The following is a 19450-nucleotide window of genomic DNA, read 5'->3' as shown; positions in this document are numbered from 1 at the left end:
GATCCCATCGTGGTGTTCAGGAGGCGGGCGAGGGCCCCGAGGGCCCCGTCGGCTCCGCCCCGTCGGCGAGCAGTTCCTCGGCCAGTGCGCGGCCGATCTGCTCGGCGTCCTCGGTCTCTCCGGTCGCGGACCCGCGCACGAGTGCGCCGTCCGCCGTGGTGGCCACCGCACGCAGCGACAGCCGTTCGACGACCCTTTGACCACCGCTGCCGTCGTCGTCGAGGTCCTCGACGACCTCGGCGAGCGCCCCGATCGGGGCGCTGCAGGGTGAACCCAGCGCCCCGAGCACGGCGCGCTCGGCGGCCACGGCGACCGCGACGCCCTCGTCGTGCAGGGTGGTGCGCAGCAGGTGCTCGAGCGCCGCGTCCTCCGATCGGCACTCGCAGGCCAGCGCGCCCTGGGCGGGCGCGGGCAGCACCTGGAGGGGGTCGAGCACCTCGGTGACCTCGCCGACCCGCCCGAGGCGGGCCAGTCCGGCGCGGGCGAGCACGACCCCGTCGAGCTCGCCCCGGGTCACCTTGGCGATCCGGGTGTCGACGTTGCCCCGGATCGGCACGAGCTCGAGGCCGAGCCCGAGCGCGCGGATCTGGGCGACCCGCCGCGGCGAGCCGGTGCCGATCACCGCGCCGGGCGGCAGCTCCCCGAGCACCATCCCGTCGCGGGCGATGAGGGCGTCGCGCGGGTCCTCGCGCGCCGGGACGGCGGCGAGCGTCAGCCCCGGCACCCCGGCGGTCGGCAGGTCCTTGTACGAGTGCACGGCGACGTCGATCTCGCCGGCGAGCAGGGCGTCGCGCAGCGCGGTGACGAAGACGCCGACGCCGTCCATCGCGATCGGTGTGCCCGCCGCCTGGCTGCGGTCGCCGTCGGTGGAGATCGTGACGACCTCGACCGTGGCGCCGGCGTCGGTGAGCGCCGAGGCGATGATGTCGGTCTGGGTGCGCGCGAGCTGGCTCGCGCGCGTGCCGATCCGGATCGTGCGGGCGTCGGCGCCGGTCATGGGCGGCGCGTCCGTGGCGTCGGCGCTCATCGCCGCCCTCCGGGACCCCGGGTGTCGACGGCCAGCGCCTGGTCGACCTCGTCGCCGGGCTCGACGCTCGCGGTGTAGGTGCTCGATTCGGTGGCGGCCAGCACCGCGGGCGTCTGCGGGTCGAGCTCGAACAGCTCGCGCAGCGCCTCGGCGTAGGTGTCGCCGCCCGGGGACTGCGCGAGGCGCTTCACCTGCACCGTCGGGGTGTGGAGCAGCTTGTCGACCACGCGGCGCACGGTCTGGGCGACCTCGGAGCGGGAGCGCTCGTCGAGGTCGGGCATGCGGCCGTCGAGGCGCAGGAGCTCGGCGTCGACGACCTCCGCGGCGCGCCGGCGCAGGGCGGTGACCGTCGGGGTGACCTCGGCGGTGCGCTGCGCGGCGAAGTAGGCCCGCACCTCCTCGGCGACGACCGTGCGCGCCTCCTCGACGGCGATCCCGGCGCTCGCCGAGCGCAGCCGCTCGCCGAGGGCGGCCAGGTCGACGACGGTGACGCCCTCGATCTCGGCGACGCGCGGGTCGACGTCGCGGGGCAGGCCCAGGTCGCAGACGACCAGCGGGGCGGCACCCGTGTCGCGGCCCGCCAGCCCGCGGCGCACGTCGTCCTCGCCGACCACGGTGCCGACGGCGCCGGTGCAGGCGACGACAAGGTCCGCGGCCGCGATCTCGGCGGCCAGCGCGCCGAGGCCGACGGCGCGGGCGGTGGCCCCCTCGGTGCGCAGAGCCACGGCGAGGCGCTCGGCGTTGGCCTCCGAGCGGTTGGCCAGCACGAGGTCGTCGACACCGCCGCGGCGCAGGTGCGCGGCCGTCAGGGCACCCATCGACCCGGCGCCGACCACGAGCGCGCGACGCCCGGCCAGCCCGCCCAGGGCGGCCTCGGCGTCGGTGAGGGCCTCGGAGACCACCGAGGCGCCCGCCGCGTCGATCCCGGTCTCGGCGTGGGCGCGCTTGCCGACCCGCAGCGCCTGCTGCGCCAGCTCGTGCAGCACCCGGCCCGCCGAGCCGAGCTCGCGGGCGTCGGCGTAGGAGGCGCGGAGCTGGCCGAGGATCTGCGCCTCGCCCACGACCATCGAGTCGAGGCCCGCGGCCACCGAGAACAGGTGCTCCACCGCGGAGCCGGCGTAGTGCACATAGAGGTGGTCGGTGAGGTCGGAGACCTCGGCGTGCGCGTGGCGGGCCAGCACGTTCGAGACCTCGGTGAGGCCGCCGTGGAAGGTCTCCACCACCGCGTAGATCTCCACGCGGTTGCAGGTGGAGACCAGCATCGCCTCGGTGACGTGCTCGCCGGTGAGGAGCTCGTCGAGGACCTTGCGGGTGTCCTCGGGGGAGACGGCGACGCGCTCGAGCACCGGCACCTCGGCGGTGCGGTGCGAGACGCCGACCAGGAGCAGGCTCATCGGGAGAACACCTCTCGCGGGGTCGGTCGCGACGGGGCGGCGGGACCGGCCGCGGACACGGTGCCGTGCCGGCGCGCCACGTGGAACGACAGGACCTGCATCTCCACCGCCAGGTCGACCTTGCGCACCTCGACCCCGGCCGGCACCGAGAGCACGGTGGGCGCGAAGTTGAGGATGCTGCGCACGCCCGCGGACACGAGGTGGTCGCAGACGCGCTGCGCGGCCTCCGCCGGCGTGGCCACCACGCCGATGGTGACCCCGCGCGTGGCGCACACCGCGTCGATCGCGTCGGCGTGCTGCACCTCGACACCGTCGATGACGGTGCCGACGAGCGCCGGGTCGACGTCGAAGAGGGCCGCGACCGGGAAGCCGCGCTGGGCGAACCCGCCGTAGCCGGCGAGCGCGTGCCCGAGGTTGCCGACCCCGACGAGTGCCACGGCGTGCGGGCTGTCCAGCCCGAGCGTCGCCTCGACCTCGGCGGTGAGGCGGGAGACGTCGTACCCGACGCCCCGGACACCGGAGGAGCCGATGAGGGAGAGGTCCTTGCGGAGCTTCGCGGAGTTCACCCCGGCCGCCGCGGCGAGCTCCTCGCTGGACACGGTGCCGCGGCCGTCGGCGAGCAGGGAGGTGAGGACGCGCAGGTAGACGGCCAGGCGGGCCACCGTCGCCTCGGGCACCGGGCGGGTCGCGGACTCCTCGCCAGCGCCGGCGGCGTGTGCGAGGTCCACCCCGGGCGGTCGGCTCGAGGGCACCGCGCGCCGAGCGGGCCGGGTGCCGCGGTCGACCGTCACTTCCGGGCGCCTCCTGTCATGCCTGCATCACCACGCCGTCGCGGGGTTCCCGCACCCGCGGCCGTGCACCACGCGGACGTCCCTGGATCGGTTCCAGAACAACGCTAGCGCTCGTGAACGCACGCACAAAATCGCCGCGGGACCTCCGGCCGTGGGCTCGACCACCCTCCGCACCGGTGCGGACCCGCGCCGTGTCGTGACGACCGGCGGAGGTCTCCAGTCTGCCAGTCGGCGCGCCGCGACGCGCTGTCCACACCGTCCCGGAGCAGCGCGGGGCGGTACTCGGCCGTCCCCGTGCGCCGTCCGGCCCCGTTCGGGTCAGACCGTCAGGGCGTCCGGGCCGAGCGCTCCGGCGGTGGGGTCCGTGGGTGCGGTGGGCGGCCGTCCGAGCAGGAAGTCCGCCGTCGCGCCGTGCATCGCGGAGACGGGCGCGACGCCCGCCGCGAGGGCGACCGTCGACGTCTCGGTGGCCCGGCCGGCGATCGCGGTGATGGTGGCGGTGACGGTCGCGGTGACGTCCGCGGCGAGTCCCAGCAGGTCGACGGGGGCGACGGCGGCCACGAGACGACCGCGCAGCACGGGCTCGACGGTGAGGGGGTAGCCGTCGACCGGGGGCCGCCCGGCGTTGGTCAGCAGCCGGTTCCACGCCTCGGCGTGCGCCACGTGCTGGGCCGCCGCCCCGGACAGGAAGGCCGTCACCACCCCCGGGACGGACCCGTACCGACCCTGGCCCGCGCCGGTCCCGGCCTGGCCGAGGAGGTCGCCTACGAGGCCGGAGAGCGCGGCCGCGACGGCCATGAGAGCCGCGTCACCCTCGTACACGGGGGCCGGCGTGGTGGTCGTGGTGGTCGGCGGCGGCGGCGTGCCCGCCGGGGCGGGGGACCCGGGCGGCGCGGTGTTCGAGCAGGCGGCCAGTGCGGCCGCGCCGGAGAGCGCGCCGAGCCCGAGCAGGAAGCGGCGCCGCGTCGTCCCGGACCCGGTCATCCCAGGGCCCCCTCGGTGGCCGGCGACGCCTTCTCCGTGGGGAAGAGGACGTCGGGGAAGCCGACGGTGCCCGCCCCGGGCGGCAGCGCGACCAGGTCCGGGGGCACGGCGACCAGGTCGGCGCGTCCCGTGGAGAGCAGCGCGCCCAGCGTCAGCAGCAGCGCCTTGCGTCGGGCGGAGGCCGTCGCGTGCCCCAGGACCGTGCCGCGCACGTCGGGGGACGAGAGGTCGACGACGTCGGCGACGAGGGTCTGGGCGAGGACGTCCTCGAGGGTCAGCAGGAGACCGACGACGTCCCCGGGACCGCGCACGGTCGGCAGGGCCTGTTCCACCACCGCGGCGTACTTCGCGTTCGGCGAGGTCTGCACCCGTCCCCCGGCGGTGCGGGTGGCCCGGGCGAGGTCGGTGCGGGCGCGGTCCAGCTCCTGCACCGCGGTGGCCAGGAGGGCGCGGACCGGGGCGAGCGCGGTGCCGCCGCCGGCGTAGGGCAGCCGCTGCAGCCGTGTGTAGGTGTCGGAGGTGAGCTCCACCAGCGACGAGGCGGTCTGCAGGACCGGCACGTCCGCGGGCGTCGGTGCCGTCACGGCACGTCCCCGCCCGTGAGGGCACGGACCAGGTCGTCCGGCTCGATCCGCCACGACCCGATCTCGACGCCGTCGACGAGCGTGACGGGGATGCGGTCGCCGTACTCGGCGCGCCACTCGGGGTCGGTGTCCGCGGCGTCGACGTCGACGACGACGTGCTCCTCACCGACCCGCGCGCCGATCTCCCGCACCACGCCCTCCATCCGGTCGCAGGTCCGGCAGTCCGCCCGCACGAGCACGACGATGCGGGGCGTCTCCACGGCCAGGTCCACGTCCGGGGAGGCGCCCGACCCGTCCGGGCGACCGCCCGCCGCACCGCCCACCGACACGGTCGCCCGCTCGTCGGACCGTTCGTCCGCCACCGGCTCGTCGCCTCCCTCCGGGGCCGCGTCCCTGCCCCGCCCGGCGGCAGTCTCCCACGGTGCCGTGACCTCCACGCGGAGCCCCACGACGACTCCGAACGGCCGCTCGTCGCACCGTTGCTGCAGGTCGGAGAGGGTCACCCCTCCCGTGGGCGCGCCGGTGTCAGGGGCCGTCGCGCCGCACGTATGCTCCCGCGACGAGGCCTCCTCACCGGGGGATCCGGTCGGGAATCGTCGATCGAGGGAGAGGGCATGTCCGACGCTGCCGGTCGTCACGACCGGGCGCGCGCGCACGCTCTCGGGGCCCCCGGCCTCCCGTCCCCGCCCGGAGCAACGTGAGGCGCGCGGCACCCGATCCCGCCGACGAGCCCGGCGCCGGCCGTCCCCCGGCACGGGGTGACGCCCGGCGCGGCACCGGCGCGCGCGGGGCCACCGGGACCGACACCCCGCCCGAGCCCGTGATCGACACCCGCACCAACGGGAACGCCAACGGCCACACGAACGGCCACACCAACGGCCACGGCGGGCACCACGGCCACGGCACCCCGACGGCGGCACCGGCGGCACCGCCGACGGCTCCGTTCTACCCCGCGCAGCGCCGGCGGGAGGACACCTGGCCCCCGCCGGCGGGCGACGGGGCCCCGGCCCCCCGGACCGGTTCCGGCCCCCTCCCGGGCCCGCCGCCTCCCCCGATCGCGCACCCGCCGACCGCGCCCCCGCCGACGGGGCACGCGCAGACCGGGCACCCGCCGACCGGGCACCCGCCGACCGGGCCCGCGCCGATCGCCGACCCGGGCGAGCCGACCACCGGCCTCCCGGTCGCCGACCCCGGCGTCGCCGTGCCGGCCGTGCCGGCGGACGGGCCGCCCCCGCTCGCGGAGGACGGCTCGGAGACCGTGGACGCCGACGAGCTCCCCGACGACCTCCCCGAGGAGGGCGCCTCGGCGGAGGGCTGGGCGCTCGTGCGGGCCGCGCAGGACGGCGACACCGACGCCTTCGGTCAGCTCTTCGACCGCTACCACGACACGGTCTTCCGGTTCGTGCTCTACCGCCTGGGCGACCGGCCCGCGGCCGAGGACCTCACCCAGGAGACGTTCGTCCGGGCCTACCGCCGGATCACCTCGGTCAGCTACCAGGGCCGCGACATCGGTGCGTGGTTCGTCACCATCGCCCGCAACCTGGTCCTCGACCACGTGAAGTCCAGCCGCTACCGGCTCGAGTCCGCGACCGCCGAGGTCGCCGACGTCGCGCCCGGCAGCCTGCGCCCCGGTCCCGAGACCGAGGTGATCGCGGGCGCCACCCACGCCGAGCTGCTGAAATGCGTCGCCAAGCTGGGCGACGACCAGCAGGAGTGCATCGCGCTGCGCTTCCTCCAGGGCCTCTCCGTGGCCGAGACCGCGGACATCATGGGCCGCAACGAGGGGGCCGTGAAGGCGCTGCAGCACCGTGCGGTGCGCCGCCTCGCTCAACTGTTGCCCGAGGGTCTGCGGTGAGTCACAACGATGTAGTTCGAACCGCACACCGCAAAGACGTAACCGGTCGCCCGTCCGGTCGTTTTGCCCATCGACGAGCACGGCGCGCACGCAACGTGACGCGCGGACGATGAGGACGGGCGGAATGTCGAGCGGGTACGACGGGGACGACGAGCTGTTCGCTCGCGTCTGGGCGCAGCGGGACGCGGCGGAGCGTCCGGCGCCCCCCGATCCCCGTCGGGAGCGCCCCCAGGAGCGGCCCCAGGAGCGGGTCGACCCCGAGCTCGCCCGCGTCCTCGACGTCGCCTCCGCCCTGCGCACCGCCGGTCGCGCGGCGCAGGGTCCCGACCCGGACGCCTCGGCGCGCATGCGCGCCGCCGTGATGGCCGAGATCGGCGGCGGGACCGCCGACGGCGCGACCCGCGAGCGCACCCGCGTGCTGCGCTCCACGGACCCCGGTCCGGCCGGTGGTCGGGGGGCCGGCCGGGCCGGTGCCACCACGCGGCGGGAGACCCGCGAGAGCCGGGGCGGGACGCGTCCCGCGGACCGGCGCCCCGCCGCCCGCGCGACGTCCCGGCGCTCCGGTGCCCGCCTGCTGTCGTCCTTCGTCACCGGCGCGTGCGCCGTGCTGCTGCTCGGCGCCCTGACGGTGCTCCTGAGCCGCGGCGCGCTGCCCGGCGAGATGCTCTACAGCATCAAGCGGGCGTCGGAGAGCGCCGAGATCGGCCTCACCAGCGGCCAGGAGGCCAAGGGCCTCAAGCACCTCGACTTCGCCTCGACCCGCCTCGAGGAGGTCTCGGACCTCATCGAGCGCCAGGCCGCCACGGCGGCGGGCGCGGGTCCGGTCGCCGCCGGCATCGGCCCCGACGAGGCCGCCCTCGTGCTGGACAACCTGCGGGCGTTCGACGAGCAGGCCCGCACCGGGTCGCGTCTGATCCTGCCGCTCGCCGCCCAGCCCACCGGCCCGTCGCCCGCCGAGCTGGGCGAGTGGGCCCGGTCCCAGTCGGCCCGTCTCGACACGCTGAGCCCCTCGCTGGACGGCGACGGGCGCACCGCCGCCGCCGGGTCGCAGCAGATGCTGCAGCGCCTCGACCAGCGCGCCACCGCGTTCGGCGGGTCCGAGCGCTGCTCGACCGGTGACGCGGCCGACGACCTGGGCCCGCTGCCGACCGGCGACTGCGGCGCCGGCTCAGCGTCGGACGACACGCAGACCACCACGACCGCGATCCCGGAGTCCACGACCACGAGCACGACGTCGAGCACCACGACGTCCAGCACGTCCTCCACGACGTCGTCGCGCAGCGAGACGTCCAGCCGCGAGGACGACCCGGACGACTCCGGCTCCTCGTCGGGCTCCCGTGAGCAGCGGACCTCGACCCCGGACCCCGTCCAGGTCCCCCTGCCCGTGCCGCTGCTGCCGCAGGTCGACGTGCCGCCGCTGCTGCCGGGTCTGCCCGGCCTCAGCCTGGGCTGACCGGCCGCCCCCGGCGCGACCGGTGTGCTGTCAGCGATCCCGTCTAGGGTGGACGAGCACCGCCGAGGACGCTCCCGTCCCACCCCGGCGGCGCGGTCCCGGGACGGCTACGACACGGGCGGCTACGACACGGGGAGGACCCGGCGGTGGGACGACGGCGCGAGCGCCGGATACAGGCGGAGCGTGACGCGGCGCGACGTGCCGGGGAGGCCTCCGCCGAGGCCGCGGTGCGGGACGCCGCCCTCGGCACGCCCACCGCGTCGGAGCTCCTCGAGGCGGTGCCGGACAGCGCAGGCCCCACCACGGACGCCGTCGGCGGGGTCGACGGCGCCCCCGACGGCGAGCTCTCGGGCGGGGGTCCGGCGGCCGCGGCCGCGTCGGCCGACGCCCCGGACATCCACCAGGTCCCGCCGTCGACGCGCGTCCCGCCCGACCTCACGGCCGCGGCGTTCTTCGACGTCGACAACACCATGATGATGGGCGCGTCGATCTTCCACTTCGCCCGTGGCCTGGCCGCCCGGAACTTCTTCTCCGGCGCGGACATGCGCGGGTTCGTCTGGCAGCAGCTGAAGTTCCGGCTCGGCGGCGAGGGCTCGCCCGAGGACGTCCGCGCCCACCGCGAGCAGGCCCTGTCCTTCGTCGCCGGTCAGCCCGTCGCCGAGCTCGTCGAGCTCGGTGAGGAGATCTACGACGAGCTGATGGCCGACCGCATCTGGGAGGGCACCCGCGCCCTCGCCCAGATGCACCTCGACGCCGGCCAGCGGGTCTGGCTCGTCACCGCCACGCCCCTGGAGCTGGCGCGCATCATCGCGCGCCGCCTGGGCCTCACCGGCGCCCTGGGCACGGTCGCCGAGAGCGAGGACGGCGTCTTCACCGGCCGCCTCGTGGGCGAGCTGCTGCACGGCCCGGCCAAGGCGCACGCGGTGCGCGCCCTCGCGGCGCGCGAGGGGCTCGACCTGCGGCGCTGCGCGGCCTACTCCGACTCGGTCAACGACGCCCCCATGCTGTCCGTGGTGGGCACCGCGGTGGCCGTCAACCCGGACTCCGACCTGCGCCAGATGGCCCGGCGGCGGGGCTGGGAGATCCGCGACTTCCGGTCCGGGCGCAAGGTCGCCCGCATCGGCGTGCCCTCGGTGCTCGGCGCGGGCGCGGTGGCCGGCGCGGTGGTCGCCGGCGCGGCCTACCGCCGCCGCGTCAGCTGACCCGGCCCGCCCAGCCCCGGTCCACTCAGCCCAGGAACGCGTTCCGCCGGCCCGCGAGCAGGCGGTAGAGCGTCTGCTGGATGTTCTCCCGCACCTGGTCGGTCAGGTTGAACACCAGCATCGGGTCGTCGGCCGCGCTCGGGTCGTAGGAGTCCGTGGGGATCGGCTCGCCGAACTCGATGTACCACTTCGACGGCAGCGGCACGAGGCCCAGCGGGCCCAGCAGCGGCCAGGTCGGCGTGATCGGGAAGTAGGGGACGCCGAGCAGACGCGCGATCGGGCCGAGGTCGGCGATCTTCGGGTAGATCTCCTCGGCCCCGACGATCGAGCAGGGGATGATCGGGACGCCGGTGCGCAGCGCGGCCGAGACGAAGCCGCCGCGCCCGAAGCGCTGCAGCTTGTACCGGTCGGCGAAGTCCTTGCCGATGCCCTTGAACCCCTCGGGCCACACGCCGACGAGCTCGCCGGCCGACAGCAGGGCCTCGGCGTCGGCGTTGCAGGCGAGCGTGTGCCCGGCCTTGCGCGCCGCGGCGCCGACACCCGGGAGGCCGAAGACGAGGTCGGCGGCCAGCATGCGCAGGTAGCGCGGCACGGGCAGGTCGTCGTGCGTCGCGACCGTCGTCATGAGCGCGTCGAGGGGCAACGTGCCCGAGTGGTTGGCCACGAGCAGCGCGCCGCCGGAGGTCGGCACGTTCTCGGTGCCGATGGTCTCCACGCGGAACCACTTGTCGTAGAGCGGGCGCAGCAGCGGCATGACCACGTTCTCGGTCAGGTCGCGGTCGAACCCGAAGTCGTCGACCGCGTAGCGGCCCGTCAGCCGGCGCTGCAGGAACTCGCCGACCTCGGCCACCCGCGCCTCGAGCTCCGTCGGTCCCGACGGGGCCGGCAGCGCGGCCAGCTCGCCGCCGGTGGCGGGCTCGACGGCGTCCACGGCCTCCTCGGTGCGCCCGACGTCGCCGTCCACCCCGCGGGCTGCCGCCGTGCGCTCGGTGAGGGATCCGATCCCCGGTCGGCTCGCCCGCCGCGGCGCGGGACGGGGTCGCGGACGACCTCCGTCCTGGCGCAACGGGATGACCCGGGCCTCGGGCATGACGTCTCCTCGCGGACGCTCGTGATCGGACAGGGTGTGGTGAGGGGTCACGAGCCCGTGGGCAGGGCGCGCGCGACGGCGACCGCCGCGTCCTGGGCCTGCCCGAGCCTCGACGGATCGATCCACGGGCGCAGCCCGCGCCCGGCCACGAAGTCGTCGAACGCCTGCACCGTCGTCCAGCGTGGCGTGAACCCGAACTCCGTGCGCAGCTTCGTGGTGTCCACCACGCGACCGAAGTTCAGCAGGCGCATCTGCTCGGGCGAGAAGTCGACCAGCCGGGCGCGCCGGGTGAACCGCCCGACCAGCGGCACGGCGGGCTGCGGGATCGGCAGCGGGAACCGGCCCGCGCGCCGGATCGCCTGGGAGAGCATGAGCACCCCGGCGCCACCGACGTTGAACACCCCGGGCAGGTCCTGCGCCGCGGCGCGCTCGAGCACCGCGACCGCGTCCTCCTCGTGCAGCAGCTGCACCCGGGCGTCGTAACCCAGCACGACCGGGACCACCGGCAGCGAGAAGTACCGGACGAACGACGTGTCGATCCGCGGGCCGATGAGGTTGACGAACCGCAGCGTCGTCACCGGGATGTCCGGCCGGCGGCGCGAGAAGCTGCGGACGTAGCCCTCGATCTCGACCGCGTCCTTCGCGTAGCCCCCCGGCGGGATCGCCTTCGGCTCGGTGGTCTCGGTGAACGTCGCCGGGTCACGCTTGCTCGCGCCGTAGACCGCGCTGGTCGACTTCACCACCAGCCGCCGCACCGTGTCGGAGCGCTGGCAGGCCGCGAGCAGCTGCATCGTCCCGATGACGTTCATCTCCATCATCATCGAGCGCCCCCCGGACTGACCGGGATTGCCCGACAGGGACGCGTGGACGACGGTGTCGACCTTCGCGGTGGAGATGACCTTGCCGATCAGCGGGTTCCGGATGTCGACGCGCACGAACTCCGCGCGGCCCATCCGTCGCCGCATCTCCCGCGACGGCGGCGTGGTGTCCACGCCGAGGACGCGCTCGATCGACGGGTCGGCCGCCAGACGCGCCGCCAGGTGGCCGCCGAGGAAGCGGCTCACCCCGGTGACGAGGACGACGGACGGCGCCTCGGGCATCAGCTGGGCATCTCCTGGGATCGTGCGGCCGGCGCCGGGCCCCTCGCGGGCCGGACGGGCCTACTTGCCGAGCTTGCGACGCTGCACGCGGGTCTTGCGGAGCAGCTTACGGTGCTTCTTCTTCGACATCCGCTTGCGACGCTTCTTGATGACCGAACCCAATGGAGTACCTCTCGTGAGCAGGACGCGACCGACGGGTCGCGGACACACCACCGTACCGGCCGCCGCCGTGGCGGCCGGTGGGTGGAGGGCCGATGGGTGGAGCGCAGCGTCAGCCGGCGTCGAAGTACGAGCCCCGCAGGTACTCGTGGACCGCGTCCTCCGGCACACGGAAGCTGCGGCCCACGCGGACCGCGGGCAGCTCTCCGTTGTGCACCAGCCGGTACACGGTCATCTTCGACACCCTCATCGCCGCCGCCACCTCGGCGACGGTCAGGAACTGCACCCTCGCCAGGTTGTCGCCGTCGGTCCGTCGCGGGCCGGGGCCCGCGTTGTTCTGGGGCATGGGTCACACGCCTTCCCGTGGCACCGGCCGTGCCGCCGGGCTTCCCCTCCCGGCGGTTCGACACGCCGTGCCGTGCGGGTGAGAGTAGCGGGACGCGTGTGACGTCTGGTTCGTGACCACCCGACCGTGCGGCAGCCGCGCACCGAGGCGCGTCAAGCGTCCACGCCGACACGCCGGAGAACGATCCCGTCACGACGAACGGACCCCGGGCACCGCCCGGCGCGCTCAGCCGTCCTGGCGCCCGAGGGCCACGGAACGGTCGCGAGCAGCTGCGACGGCGCGGGCGAGGGCGGTGCGCAGGCCCTCGGCCTCGAGCGTGCCGAGCGCGGCCGCGGTGGTGCCGCCCGGCGAGGTGACGGCCTCGCGCAGCAGTCCCGGATGCGGCGCGACACCCTCGCGACCGTCGCTGCCCGGCGTCGTCAGCAGACCCCCGGCGCCCTCGACGGTGGCGGTGACGAGCTCGGTGGCCGTCGCACGCGGCATGCCGAGGGCCACCCCGGCGTCGATCATCGCCTCGGCGAGCAGGAAGACGTAGGCGGGCCCGGAGCCCGACAGCGCCGTCGCGAGGTCCTGCTGGGACTCGGGCACGCGGACCGTGCGGCCCACGGCCGCGAGGAGGCGCTCGGTGAGCGCGAGCTCGGCCTCCCCCGCGGCCGCGCCCGGCGAGAGCACGCACATGGCCCGCCCGACGAGCATCGGGGTGTTCGGCATGACCCGCACCACGGCGGTGTCCGCCGGCAGCCGTGCCTCCAGGCTCGCCGTCGGGATGCCCGCGGCGAGGGACACCACGGTCGGCCGGGCGTCGCTCCGGTCCGCGAGCACGTCGTGCACCTGGTCCAGCGCGGCCGGGACGTCGCCGGGCTTCACGGCCACCACCAGCACGTCGGCGCGCCGCGCGGCCTCCGCGGCGTCGACCGCGCCGATCCCGTACCGCTCGCCGAGCTCCGCGGCGCGCGCCGCCACCGCCTCGACGACCAGCAGCTCACCGGGGGCGCGGCCCGCAGCCACCAGCCCGCCCAGCAGCGCCTCGCCGATCTTCCCGCCACCCAGGACCGCGACCGTCTCCACGGCCCGATCCTCCCGCGACCTCAGACGCGCGAGCGCGGCAGGTCGGTGCCCAGGTGCAGCCGTGCGAAGAGCAGCGACTCGGCCAGCATGTCGAGGCGCTCGTTGCGCGAGCGGGCGCGCCGGGTGCTGATCTCGACGACGACCGTGCCGTCGAACCCCGAGGAGCCGAGCCGGCGGCACACCTCGGCGCACGGCTGGGAGCCGCGCCCGGGCACGAGGTGCTCGTCGCGCTCGACGCCCGTGCCGTCCGCGAGGTGCAGGTGCACCAGCCGCTCCCCCATGCGGTCGAGGAGGGCGAGCGCCTCGTCCCCGGCGGTCGCCGTGTGCGAGAGGTCGAGCGTGTAGTTGCGCGCGCCGGGCTTCGTCGGGTCGTGCCCGGGCGTGTAGCTCGACCACCGCAGCGGGCCGCGCCGCAGCGGGAACATGTTCTCCATCGCGATGCGCACGCCGTGGGCGCGCTCGAGCTCGTCGATCTGCCGGGGCAGGCCCAGCGCGTAGCGGCGCTGCCAGCGGAAGGGCGGGTGCAGCACCACCGTCGGTGCCCCGAGGCTCGCGGCGAGCACGGCGCTGCGGCGCAGGCGCTCGGCCGGGTCCGGCGTCCAGACCCGCTGGGTGATCGCGAGGCAGGGGGCGTGCACCGCGAGCACGGGCATGCCGGTGCGCTCGGAGACCCGGGACACCGCGGCGAGCCGCTGGCTGTCGGGGTCGGTCCACACCATGAGCTCGACGCCGTCGTAGCCGAGCTCGGCGGCGACCTCGAAGGCCGAGTCCATGGGCTCCGGGAACACCGAGGCGGTCGACAGCGCGACCGGCGGGCCCCCGCGGGGGGAGGGGTGGGACGCCACGGATCAGCGGCTCAACAGCACGATCGCGGCCGGCGACACGGTCACCACGAGTCCCACGACGACGGCGAGCACCGTGGTCTGCAGGTCGTCGGAACGTCGCAGGGCCCGCACGCCGAACACCAGCCCGGTGGTCGCCGCGGCGGCGAGCACGAGCGCGACGACCGGCTGCTCCTGCCACAGGTAGGAGAAGACCGTCCAGAGAACGGCGCCGAGCAGTGCGCCGAGCACGAGCTGGACGATCATCACCGCCCAGTCCTTGACCGAGCTGGGGCGCTCCTCGGGCTCGTCGTCGTACTCGTCGTCCAGCTCGTCCCCGTCGTCGAGACGGGTGCGCTGCGGAGCACGGCCGAGCCCGGCGGGGGCGTCGTCCGGCTCGTCGTCGAACCGGTCGTCGAAGCGGTCCTCGAACCGGTCGTCGTACCCGTCCTGCTCGTCGTCCTCGTCGTCGAGGTCGGGACGCGCCATCGGCGAGGCCGCCGTCGCCGGTCCGCCGCGGTCCTCCGCGGGGCCGGCGCCGCGCTGCGGGGGCGCGCCCGGAGGCTGGGCGAGGGGCGAGGCCGCCGTCGCGGGGCCGCCGTCGCCGACCCGGGCGGCCGGGACCCCGCCCGGTCCCGCCGGCACGCCCCGCGTGGGCTGGGCCGCCGTGGGCTGGGCCGCCGTGGCCTGGGCCGCCGTGGGCTGGGCCGCCGTGGGCTGGGCCGCCGTGGCCTGGGCCGCCGTCGGTTGGGCCGCCGTGGGCTGGCCGCTCGGGGGCTGGCTCGTCATCGGCGGGCCGGCCGACGGGCCCGCGAAGGCCTGGGTGCCGGTGGCCGGCGGGGCAGGACGGCCCGGGGGCGGGCCGGGCGGGGGTCCCGGCGGGGGCCCCGGCGGAGGACCGGGTGGCCCGGCCGCCCACGGGTCGCGCCGGGGCTGCAGATACGCGCCGGGGCCGGGGCCGCGGGGGTCGTGGCCGGGAGCGGGGGCGCGGCCCCCGTCGTCGTACCCGCCGAGCTCGTGGCCGCCGGAGTCGTAGCGCCCGCCGTCGTACTGGCCGGTGTCGTACTGGCCGGTCCGGTACTGGCCGGTGTCGTACTGGCCGGTGTCGTACTGGCCCGTGTCGTACTGGCCGGTCCGGTACTGGCCCGTGTCGTACTGGCCGGTCCGGTACTGGCCCGTGTCGTACTGGCCCGTCCGCTGCGGGCCGCTGTCGTACTGCCCGCCGTCGTACTGCCCGCCGTCGTACTGCCCGTTGCCGTACTGACCGTCGTCGTACCGGCCGTTGTCGTACCGGCCCGCGCCGTACTGGCCGTCGTCCTGCCCGGTCGGGTGCCCGGCGGACTGGTACCCGCCGGTGTCGTAGCCGCCCGGCTCGTAGCCCCCCGTGTCGTAGCCGCCCGAGTAACCACCCGAGTAGCCGCCCCGGTCGTACCCACCGGAGTAGCCGCCGGGCGCCTCCGGGGCGGGGCCCGCGGCACCGCCGTCCTCGGGCTCGTTCGTACGGCGACGCCGGGGCTGCTGGGACTCCGCGCTGTACGCGGCCAGGAGCTCGGCCACGCTGCGCTGGGTGCCCGGACGGGGCCCGTCGTCCCTGTTCACCCGACCTACCGTGCCTCGTGGAGGGTCGGTCGTCCAGTCGCGAGGGGCCCGCCGACCGACAGCACCCCACCGCCCGGCTGCACCTGGTCGAGACGCCCCAGGATGATCCCCTCGCGGAGTGCCCAGGGGCACACCTCGACCTCTTCGAGGCCCAGCGCGGTCATGGCCTCGTGGGCCACGATCGCGCCGGCGACGAGCTGGTGCGAACGGCTGGCGCTCACGCCCTCGAGCTCGGCGAGGTCCGCGGAGCTCATCCGCGAGATGAACGCCACGACCTGGCGCAGGCCCGCCGCGGACAGCCGCCGGCGTACCCGGGGCCCGGCGCTGCGCGGGGCCGCGCCGGTGAGGCGGGCGAGCGAGCGGAAGGTCTTGGAGGTGACGACCGCACGGTCCGGCGTGCCCTCGCCGAGCAGCGTGGTGGCGGCCGGGGCGAGCACCTCGTGGGCGTACTCGGTGATCGACTTGAGCTCGCGGCGCTGCGGGGGGTCCGTCGTGAACCAGTCACGGGTGAGCCGGCCCGCGCCCAGCGGCACCGAGATCGCGTGCACCGGGGCCTCGTCGCGCCCCACCGCCATCTCCAGCGAGCCGCCGCCGATGTCGAGCACCAGGAGGTGGCCCGCCGACCAGCCCAGCCAGCGGCGCACGGCGAGGAACGTCAGCGACGCCTCGTCGGGCCCGGAGAGCACGTGCAGGTCGACCCCGGCCTCGATGCGGACCCGCTCCAGCACGGCGTTCGAGTTCGACGCGTCGCGCACCGCGGACGTCGCGAACGCCAGCAGGTCCTCGCAGCCCAGCTCGATCGCCTGACGGCGGGCGTCGGCGACGGAGGCGACCAGCGCGTCCGCGCCCTCGTCCCCGAGCCGCCCGTCGCGGACGTGCTCGGCCAGCCGCAGCGCGGTCTTGGTGGAGTGGGTCGGCGTCGGGTGCCCGCCTCGTTGGGCATCGACCACCAGGAGATGGACGGTGTTCGAGCCGACGTCGAGCACACCGAGTCGCACGGCGGCGAGTCTAGCGGGGGCCCGAACAGCCGCGATCGTCAGGCGTCGAGCTTGTAGCCCAGTCCTCGCACGGTCATGAGGTGCCGCGGCGCGGCGGGCTCCGGCTCGAGCTTCGCGCGCAGGCGCTTGACGTGCACGTCGAGGGTCTTGGTGTCGCCCACGTAGTCGGCGCCCCAGACGCGGTCGATGAGCTGGGCGCGCGTGAGCACCCGGCCGACGTTGCGCATGAGGTACTCGAGCAGGTCGAACTCCTTGAGCGGCAGCGGCACCTCGGTGCTCCCGCCGGGGCCGTCGACGGTGACCACGTGGCGGTCGACGTCCATCCGGATCGGGCCGGCCTCGAGGATCTGGCGCTCGGAGCCGCCGGGCACGGCGCCCTCGGCGTCGGCGTCCTGGCCGCGGCGCAGGACGGCCCGGACACGGGCGATCAGCTCGCGCGCCGAGTAGGGCTTGGTGACGTAGTCGTCGGCGCCGAGCTCCAGGCCCACCACCTTGTCGATCTCGGCGTCGCGCGCGGTCACCATGATCACCGGGACCGAGGAGCGCTGGCGCAGCGCCTTGCACACGTCGGTGCCGCTCATGCCCGGGAGCATGAGGTCGAGCAGGACGATGTCGGCGCCGTGGCGCTCGAAGTCGTCGAGCGCGGCGGCCCCCGTGCCGGCCACCGAGGTCTCGAAGCCCTCCTTGCGCAGGAGGTAGGCGAGCGGGTCGGCGAACGACTCCTCGTCCTCGACGATGAGCACGCGGGTCATGGCGAACCTCCGGGCAGGGACGGGGCCGGGTCCGGTCCGGATCCCGCCGGTGTGAGGGCGAGGTCGGCGTCGAGGCCGTCCGTCACCGTGTCGGCGTCCTCCGCGGTGGCGGCGGGCACCCGGAGCGTGAACGTGGAGCCCACGCCGGTCTGGCTCCAGAGCCGGACCTCGCCGCCGTGGTTGGCGGCGACGTGCTTGACGATCGCGAGGCCCAGCCCGGTGCCGCCGGTCGCGCGGGAGCGGGCGGGGTCGACGCGGAAGAAGCGCTCGAACACGCGCTGCTGGTGCTCGGGCGCGATCCCGATGCCGCGGTCGGTCACCGAGATCTCGATGCGGTCACCCTGGCGACGCCTGCGCACCGAGACCGGCGTGCCCTCCGGCGAGTAGGCGACGGCGTTCTCCAGCAGGTTCGCGAGCGCGGTGACGAGCAGCGTGCGGTCGCCGGCGACCTCGAGCCCGCTCGGCGCGTCGAGCAGGAAGCGCCCGCGCGGGTCGGCGGCCCCGTCGTCGCCACCTGCGGCGCTGGCCGCCTCGGCCGGCACCCGCACGCGGCGCAGGGCCTCGGTGAGCACCTCGTCGACGTCGACGCGCACCAGCTCGGGCAGCCGGTCGGCGCCCTGCAGCCGCGAGAGCGAGATGAGCTCGGTGACGAGCGCCCCGAGGCGGTGGGACTCGTTGAGGATGCGGGTGGCGAAGTGGGCGACCTCGTCGGGGTCGTCGGCGTCGAGCACCGCCTCGGCCAGCACCGCGAGCGCCCCGACCGGCGTCTTGAGCTCGTGGCCGACGTTGGCCACGAAGTCGCGGCGCACCGCCTCCAGGCGCACTGCCGCCGAGGTGTCGGTGGCGTCGACGACGACGAAGCCGTCCCCGAGCGACCGGACCTGGGCGACGATCGTCTGCGGCGTCGAGCCCGGCGGGAACGACCGGGGTGAGAGGTCGACCTCGCAGGGCTCCGCGCCCGCGGCGACACGCGCGGCCGCGGCAGCCAGCCGCGGGTCCGGGCGCGCGTCGACGACGGCCCCGAGGGCCTCGGCGCGCTCGTTGGAGAGCACGACGTCGCCGAAGCGGTTGACGACGGCGATGCCGGACTGCGAGCGGCGGACCAGACGGGCGAGGAGCTCGGCCACCGTCGGCCCCCGCGAGCGCTCCCGGCCGGCCTCGGTCTTCCGACGCACGGCGGCGGCCCCGGCGACGGCTCCGAGCGCCGCGGCGAGGAGGGCCACGACGACGGTCACCAGCACGGGGACGGCCACGTTTCCCGATGGTAGGGCCGTTCGGGGCCTCCGCGTGCGTCCCGCGTGAGCTGTCCGACGTTCGAGCGAGCCAGGGTTGGCCTGCAGTTCAGGCGTTGTTCACCCACCCTCGGGGGGCTCCGCCCCCCGAGTACCCCCCGAAAGCCCCCAAACCCTCGGGGGGCTCCGCCCCCCGAGTACCCCCCGAAAGCCCCACCCGGGCGTCAGCGGCCCTGGTTCGCCACCGCGGCGATCGCGTCCTTCGCGGCGTCCGGGTCGAGATAGGTGCCGCCCGGGTTGGTGGGCGTGAGGTCCCCGTCGGCCGCCTCGGCGAGGTCGTAGCGCAGCGGGATGCCGGTGGGGATGTTCAGCCCGGCGATGGTCTCGTCGTCCACGCCGTCGAGGTGCTTGACCACCGCGCGCAGCGAGTTGCCGTGCGCGGCGACGAGCACGGTGTGGCCGGCGCGCAGGTCCGGGACGACGGCCTCGGTCCAGTAGGGCAGCAGCCGCTCGAGGACGTCCTTGAGGCACTCGGTGCGCGGCATCGCATCGCCGAGGTCGGCGTAGCGCGGGTCGCCGGTCTGCGCGTACGGGTCGTCGGGGTCGATCGGTGGCGGCGGGGTGTCGTACGAGCGGCGCCAGATCTGGAACTGCTCCTCGCCGTACTCCTCCATCGTCTGCTTCTTGTCCTTGCCCTGGAGAGCGCCGTAGTGCCGCTCGTTCAGCCGCCAGTCGCGGCGGACCGGGATCCAGCCGCGGTCGGCGACGTCGAGCGCGAGGTTCGCGGTGTTGATGGCGCGACGCAGCAGCGACGTGTGCAGGACGTCGGGCAGCAGGCCCGCGTCCGCGAGCAGTTCGCCACCCCGGCGCGCCTCCTGCTCGCCCTTCGACGAGAGCGCGACGTCCACCCAGCCGGTGAACAGGTTCTTCTCGTTCCAGTCGCTCTGGCCGTGACGCAGCAGCACCAGCGTGCCGACGGTTCCCTCCGAGGTCAT

The 19450-nt window shown here is 75.8% G+C and carries 20 protein-coding genes; 3 read left to right on the top strand and 17 right to left on the bottom strand.

Going from position 1 to position 19450, the window contains the following annotated elements:
* Positions 1–16: 16 nt before the first annotated feature.
* The 6 genes from hemC to OG774_RS23850 form a co-directional block, all read right to left on the bottom strand.
* Positions 17–1027: a hydroxymethylbilane synthase gene (hemC, locus tag OG774_RS23875; RefSeq protein WP_328304857.1), complete on the bottom strand. Its 1011-nt coding sequence runs from the start codon at positions 1025–1027 to the stop codon at positions 17–19.
* Entirely contained in the window at positions 1024–2421 is a 1398-nt protein-coding gene (locus tag OG774_RS23870; RefSeq protein ID WP_328304856.1) for a glutamyl-tRNA reductase, read from the bottom strand. Before OG774_RS23870 ends, hemC begins: the two co-directional genes overlap by 4 nt.
* Positions 2418–3212 carry a redox-sensing transcriptional repressor Rex gene (locus OG774_RS23865; RefSeq protein ID WP_442873907.1) on the bottom strand — a complete coding sequence of 265 codons (795 nt, stop codon included), beginning with the start codon at positions 3210–3212 and terminating at the stop codon, positions 2418–2420. The genes OG774_RS23870 and OG774_RS23865 overlap by 4 nt, the downstream gene beginning before the upstream one ends.
* 318 nt (positions 3213–3530) lie before the next feature.
* A complete protein-coding gene (locus tag OG774_RS23860) occupies positions 3531–4196 on the bottom strand; it encodes a hypothetical protein (RefSeq protein ID WP_328304855.1) in 666 nt (221 codons plus the stop codon).
* Positions 4193–4780: a hypothetical protein gene (locus tag OG774_RS23855; RefSeq protein WP_328304854.1), complete on the bottom strand. Its 588-nt coding sequence runs from the start codon at positions 4778–4780 to the stop codon at positions 4193–4195. The genes OG774_RS23860 and OG774_RS23855 overlap by 4 nt, the downstream gene beginning before the upstream one ends.
* The gene (locus OG774_RS23850; RefSeq protein WP_328311115.1) at positions 4777–5025 is read right to left on the bottom strand and encodes a glutaredoxin family protein; all 249 of its coding nucleotides are present in this window, start codon (positions 5023–5025) and stop codon (positions 4777–4779) included. Before OG774_RS23850 ends, OG774_RS23855 begins: the two co-directional genes overlap by 4 nt.
* 1013 nt (positions 5026–6038) lie before the next feature.
* On the opposite strand from OG774_RS23850, the gene OG774_RS23845 reads away from it, so the two are divergent.
* From OG774_RS23845 to OG774_RS23835, 3 genes are all read left to right on the top strand, one after another.
* Positions 6039–6635, top strand: coding sequence for a sigma-70 family RNA polymerase sigma factor (locus OG774_RS23845; protein WP_442874011.1), 597 nt, complete (start codon positions 6039–6041; stop codon positions 6633–6635).
* A 124-nt stretch (positions 6636–6759) separates the two neighbouring features.
* Positions 6760–8088, top strand: a complete 1329-nt coding sequence (locus tag OG774_RS23840; RefSeq protein ID WP_328304853.1) for a DUF5667 domain-containing protein — start codon at positions 6760–6762, stop codon at positions 8086–8088.
* A gap of 146 nt (positions 8089–8234) precedes the next feature.
* Positions 8235–9290 (top strand): HAD family hydrolase, encoded by a 1056-nt coding sequence (locus OG774_RS23835; RefSeq protein WP_328304852.1) that lies wholly within the window; start codon positions 8235–8237, stop codon positions 9288–9290.
* A 25-nt stretch (positions 9291–9315) separates the two neighbouring features.
* On the opposite strand, the gene OG774_RS23830 is transcribed toward OG774_RS23835, so the two are convergent.
* The 11 genes from OG774_RS23830 to OG774_RS23780 all read right to left on the bottom strand — a co-directional run bounded on the left by OG774_RS23830 (position 9316) and on the right by OG774_RS23780 (position 19450).
* Positions 9316–10380 (bottom strand): lysophospholipid acyltransferase family protein, encoded by a 1065-nt coding sequence (locus tag OG774_RS23830; RefSeq protein WP_328304851.1) that lies wholly within the window; start codon positions 10378–10380, stop codon positions 9316–9318.
* A gap of 47 nt (positions 10381–10427) precedes the next feature.
* A complete protein-coding gene (locus OG774_RS23825) occupies positions 10428–11480 on the bottom strand; it encodes an NAD-dependent epimerase/dehydratase family protein (RefSeq protein ID WP_274190914.1) in 1053 nt (350 codons plus the stop codon).
* A gap of 60 nt (positions 11481–11540) precedes the next feature.
* Positions 11541–11642 (bottom strand): 30S ribosomal protein bS22, encoded by a 102-nt coding sequence (locus OG774_RS23820; protein ID WP_010241351.1) that lies wholly within the window; start codon positions 11640–11642, stop codon positions 11541–11543.
* 109 nt (positions 11643–11751) lie between these two features.
* Positions 11752–11985, bottom strand: coding sequence for a helix-turn-helix domain-containing protein (locus tag OG774_RS23815; RefSeq protein WP_274190915.1), 234 nt, complete (start codon positions 11983–11985; stop codon positions 11752–11754).
* Between the two features lie 225 nt (positions 11986–12210).
* Positions 12211–13053, bottom strand: a complete 843-nt coding sequence (proC, locus tag OG774_RS23810; RefSeq protein ID WP_328304850.1) for a pyrroline-5-carboxylate reductase — start codon at positions 13051–13053, stop codon at positions 12211–12213.
* Positions 13054–13073: 20 nt separating this feature from the next.
* Entirely contained in the window at positions 13074–13826 is a 753-nt protein-coding gene (locus tag OG774_RS23805; RefSeq protein ID WP_328311113.1) for a sugar phosphate isomerase/epimerase family protein, read from the bottom strand.
* A 75-nt stretch (positions 13827–13901) separates the two neighbouring features.
* Complete coding sequence (locus OG774_RS23800; RefSeq protein ID WP_328304849.1) at positions 13902–15473, bottom strand: hypothetical protein; 1572 nt, start codon at positions 15471–15473, stop codon at positions 13902–13904.
* Between the two features lie 5 nt (positions 15474–15478).
* A complete protein-coding gene (locus tag OG774_RS23795) occupies positions 15479–16471 on the bottom strand; it encodes a Ppx/GppA phosphatase family protein (protein WP_328304848.1) in 993 nt (330 codons plus the stop codon).
* Between the two features lie 38 nt (positions 16472–16509).
* Positions 16510–17223 (bottom strand): response regulator transcription factor, encoded by a 714-nt coding sequence (locus OG774_RS23790; RefSeq protein ID WP_328304847.1) that lies wholly within the window; start codon positions 17221–17223, stop codon positions 16510–16512.
* Positions 17220–18476, bottom strand: coding sequence for a sensor histidine kinase (locus OG774_RS23785; protein WP_328304846.1), 1257 nt, complete (start codon positions 18474–18476; stop codon positions 17220–17222). The genes OG774_RS23790 and OG774_RS23785 overlap by 4 nt, the downstream gene beginning before the upstream one ends.
* A gap of 203 nt (positions 18477–18679) precedes the next feature.
* The gene (locus OG774_RS23780; RefSeq protein WP_328304845.1) at positions 18680–19450 is read right to left on the bottom strand and encodes a phosphoglyceromutase; all 771 of its coding nucleotides are present in this window, start codon (positions 19448–19450) and stop codon (positions 18680–18682) included.

This window comes from Actinomycetospora sp. NBC_00405 (assembly GCF_036044095.1).
Lineage (GTDB): Bacteria > Actinomycetota > Actinomycetes > Mycobacteriales > Pseudonocardiaceae > Actinomycetospora > Actinomycetospora callitridis.
Note: the sequence above shows the minus strand (reverse complement) of the source record. Positions and strands in the feature narration are given on the sequence as shown.

What these genes read in the sequence shown, in the direction of transcription:
- hemC (WP_328304857.1), bottom strand. Translation starts at nt 1,027, where the DNA reads ATGAGCGCCGACGCCACGGACGCGCCGCCCATGACCGGCGCCGACGCC.
- OG774_RS23870 (WP_328304856.1), bottom strand. Translation starts at nt 2,421, where the DNA reads ATGAGCCTGCTCCTGGTCGGCGTCTCGCACCGCACCGCCGAGGTGCCG.
- OG774_RS23860 (WP_328304855.1), bottom strand. Translation starts at nt 4,196, where the DNA reads ATGACCGGGTCCGGGACGACGCGGCGCCGCTTCCTGCTCGGGCTCGGC.
- OG774_RS23840 (WP_328304853.1), top strand. Translation starts at nt 6,760, where the DNA reads ATGTCGAGCGGGTACGACGGGGACGACGAGCTGTTCGCTCGCGTCTGG.
- OG774_RS23830 (WP_328304851.1), bottom strand. Translation starts at nt 10,380, where the DNA reads ATGCCCGAGGCCCGGGTCATCCCGTTGCGCCAGGACGGAGGTCGTCCG.
- OG774_RS23825 (WP_274190914.1), bottom strand. Translation starts at nt 11,480, where the DNA reads ATGCCCGAGGCGCCGTCCGTCGTCCTCGTCACCGGGGTGAGCCGCTTC.
- OG774_RS23815 (WP_274190915.1), bottom strand. Translation starts at nt 11,985, where the DNA reads ATGCCCCAGAACAACGCGGGCCCCGGCCCGCGACGGACCGACGGCGAC.
- OG774_RS23805 (WP_328311113.1), bottom strand. Translation starts at nt 13,826, where the DNA reads ATGGACTCGGCCTTCGAGGTCGCCGCCGAGCTCGGCTACGACGGCGTC.
- OG774_RS23790 (WP_328304847.1), bottom strand. Translation starts at nt 17,223, where the DNA reads ATGACCCGCGTGCTCATCGTCGAGGACGAGGAGTCGTTCGCCGACCCG.
- OG774_RS23780 (WP_328304845.1), bottom strand. Translation starts at nt 19,450, where the DNA reads ATGACCTCGGAGGGAACCGTCGGCACGCTGGTGCTGCTGCGTCACGGC.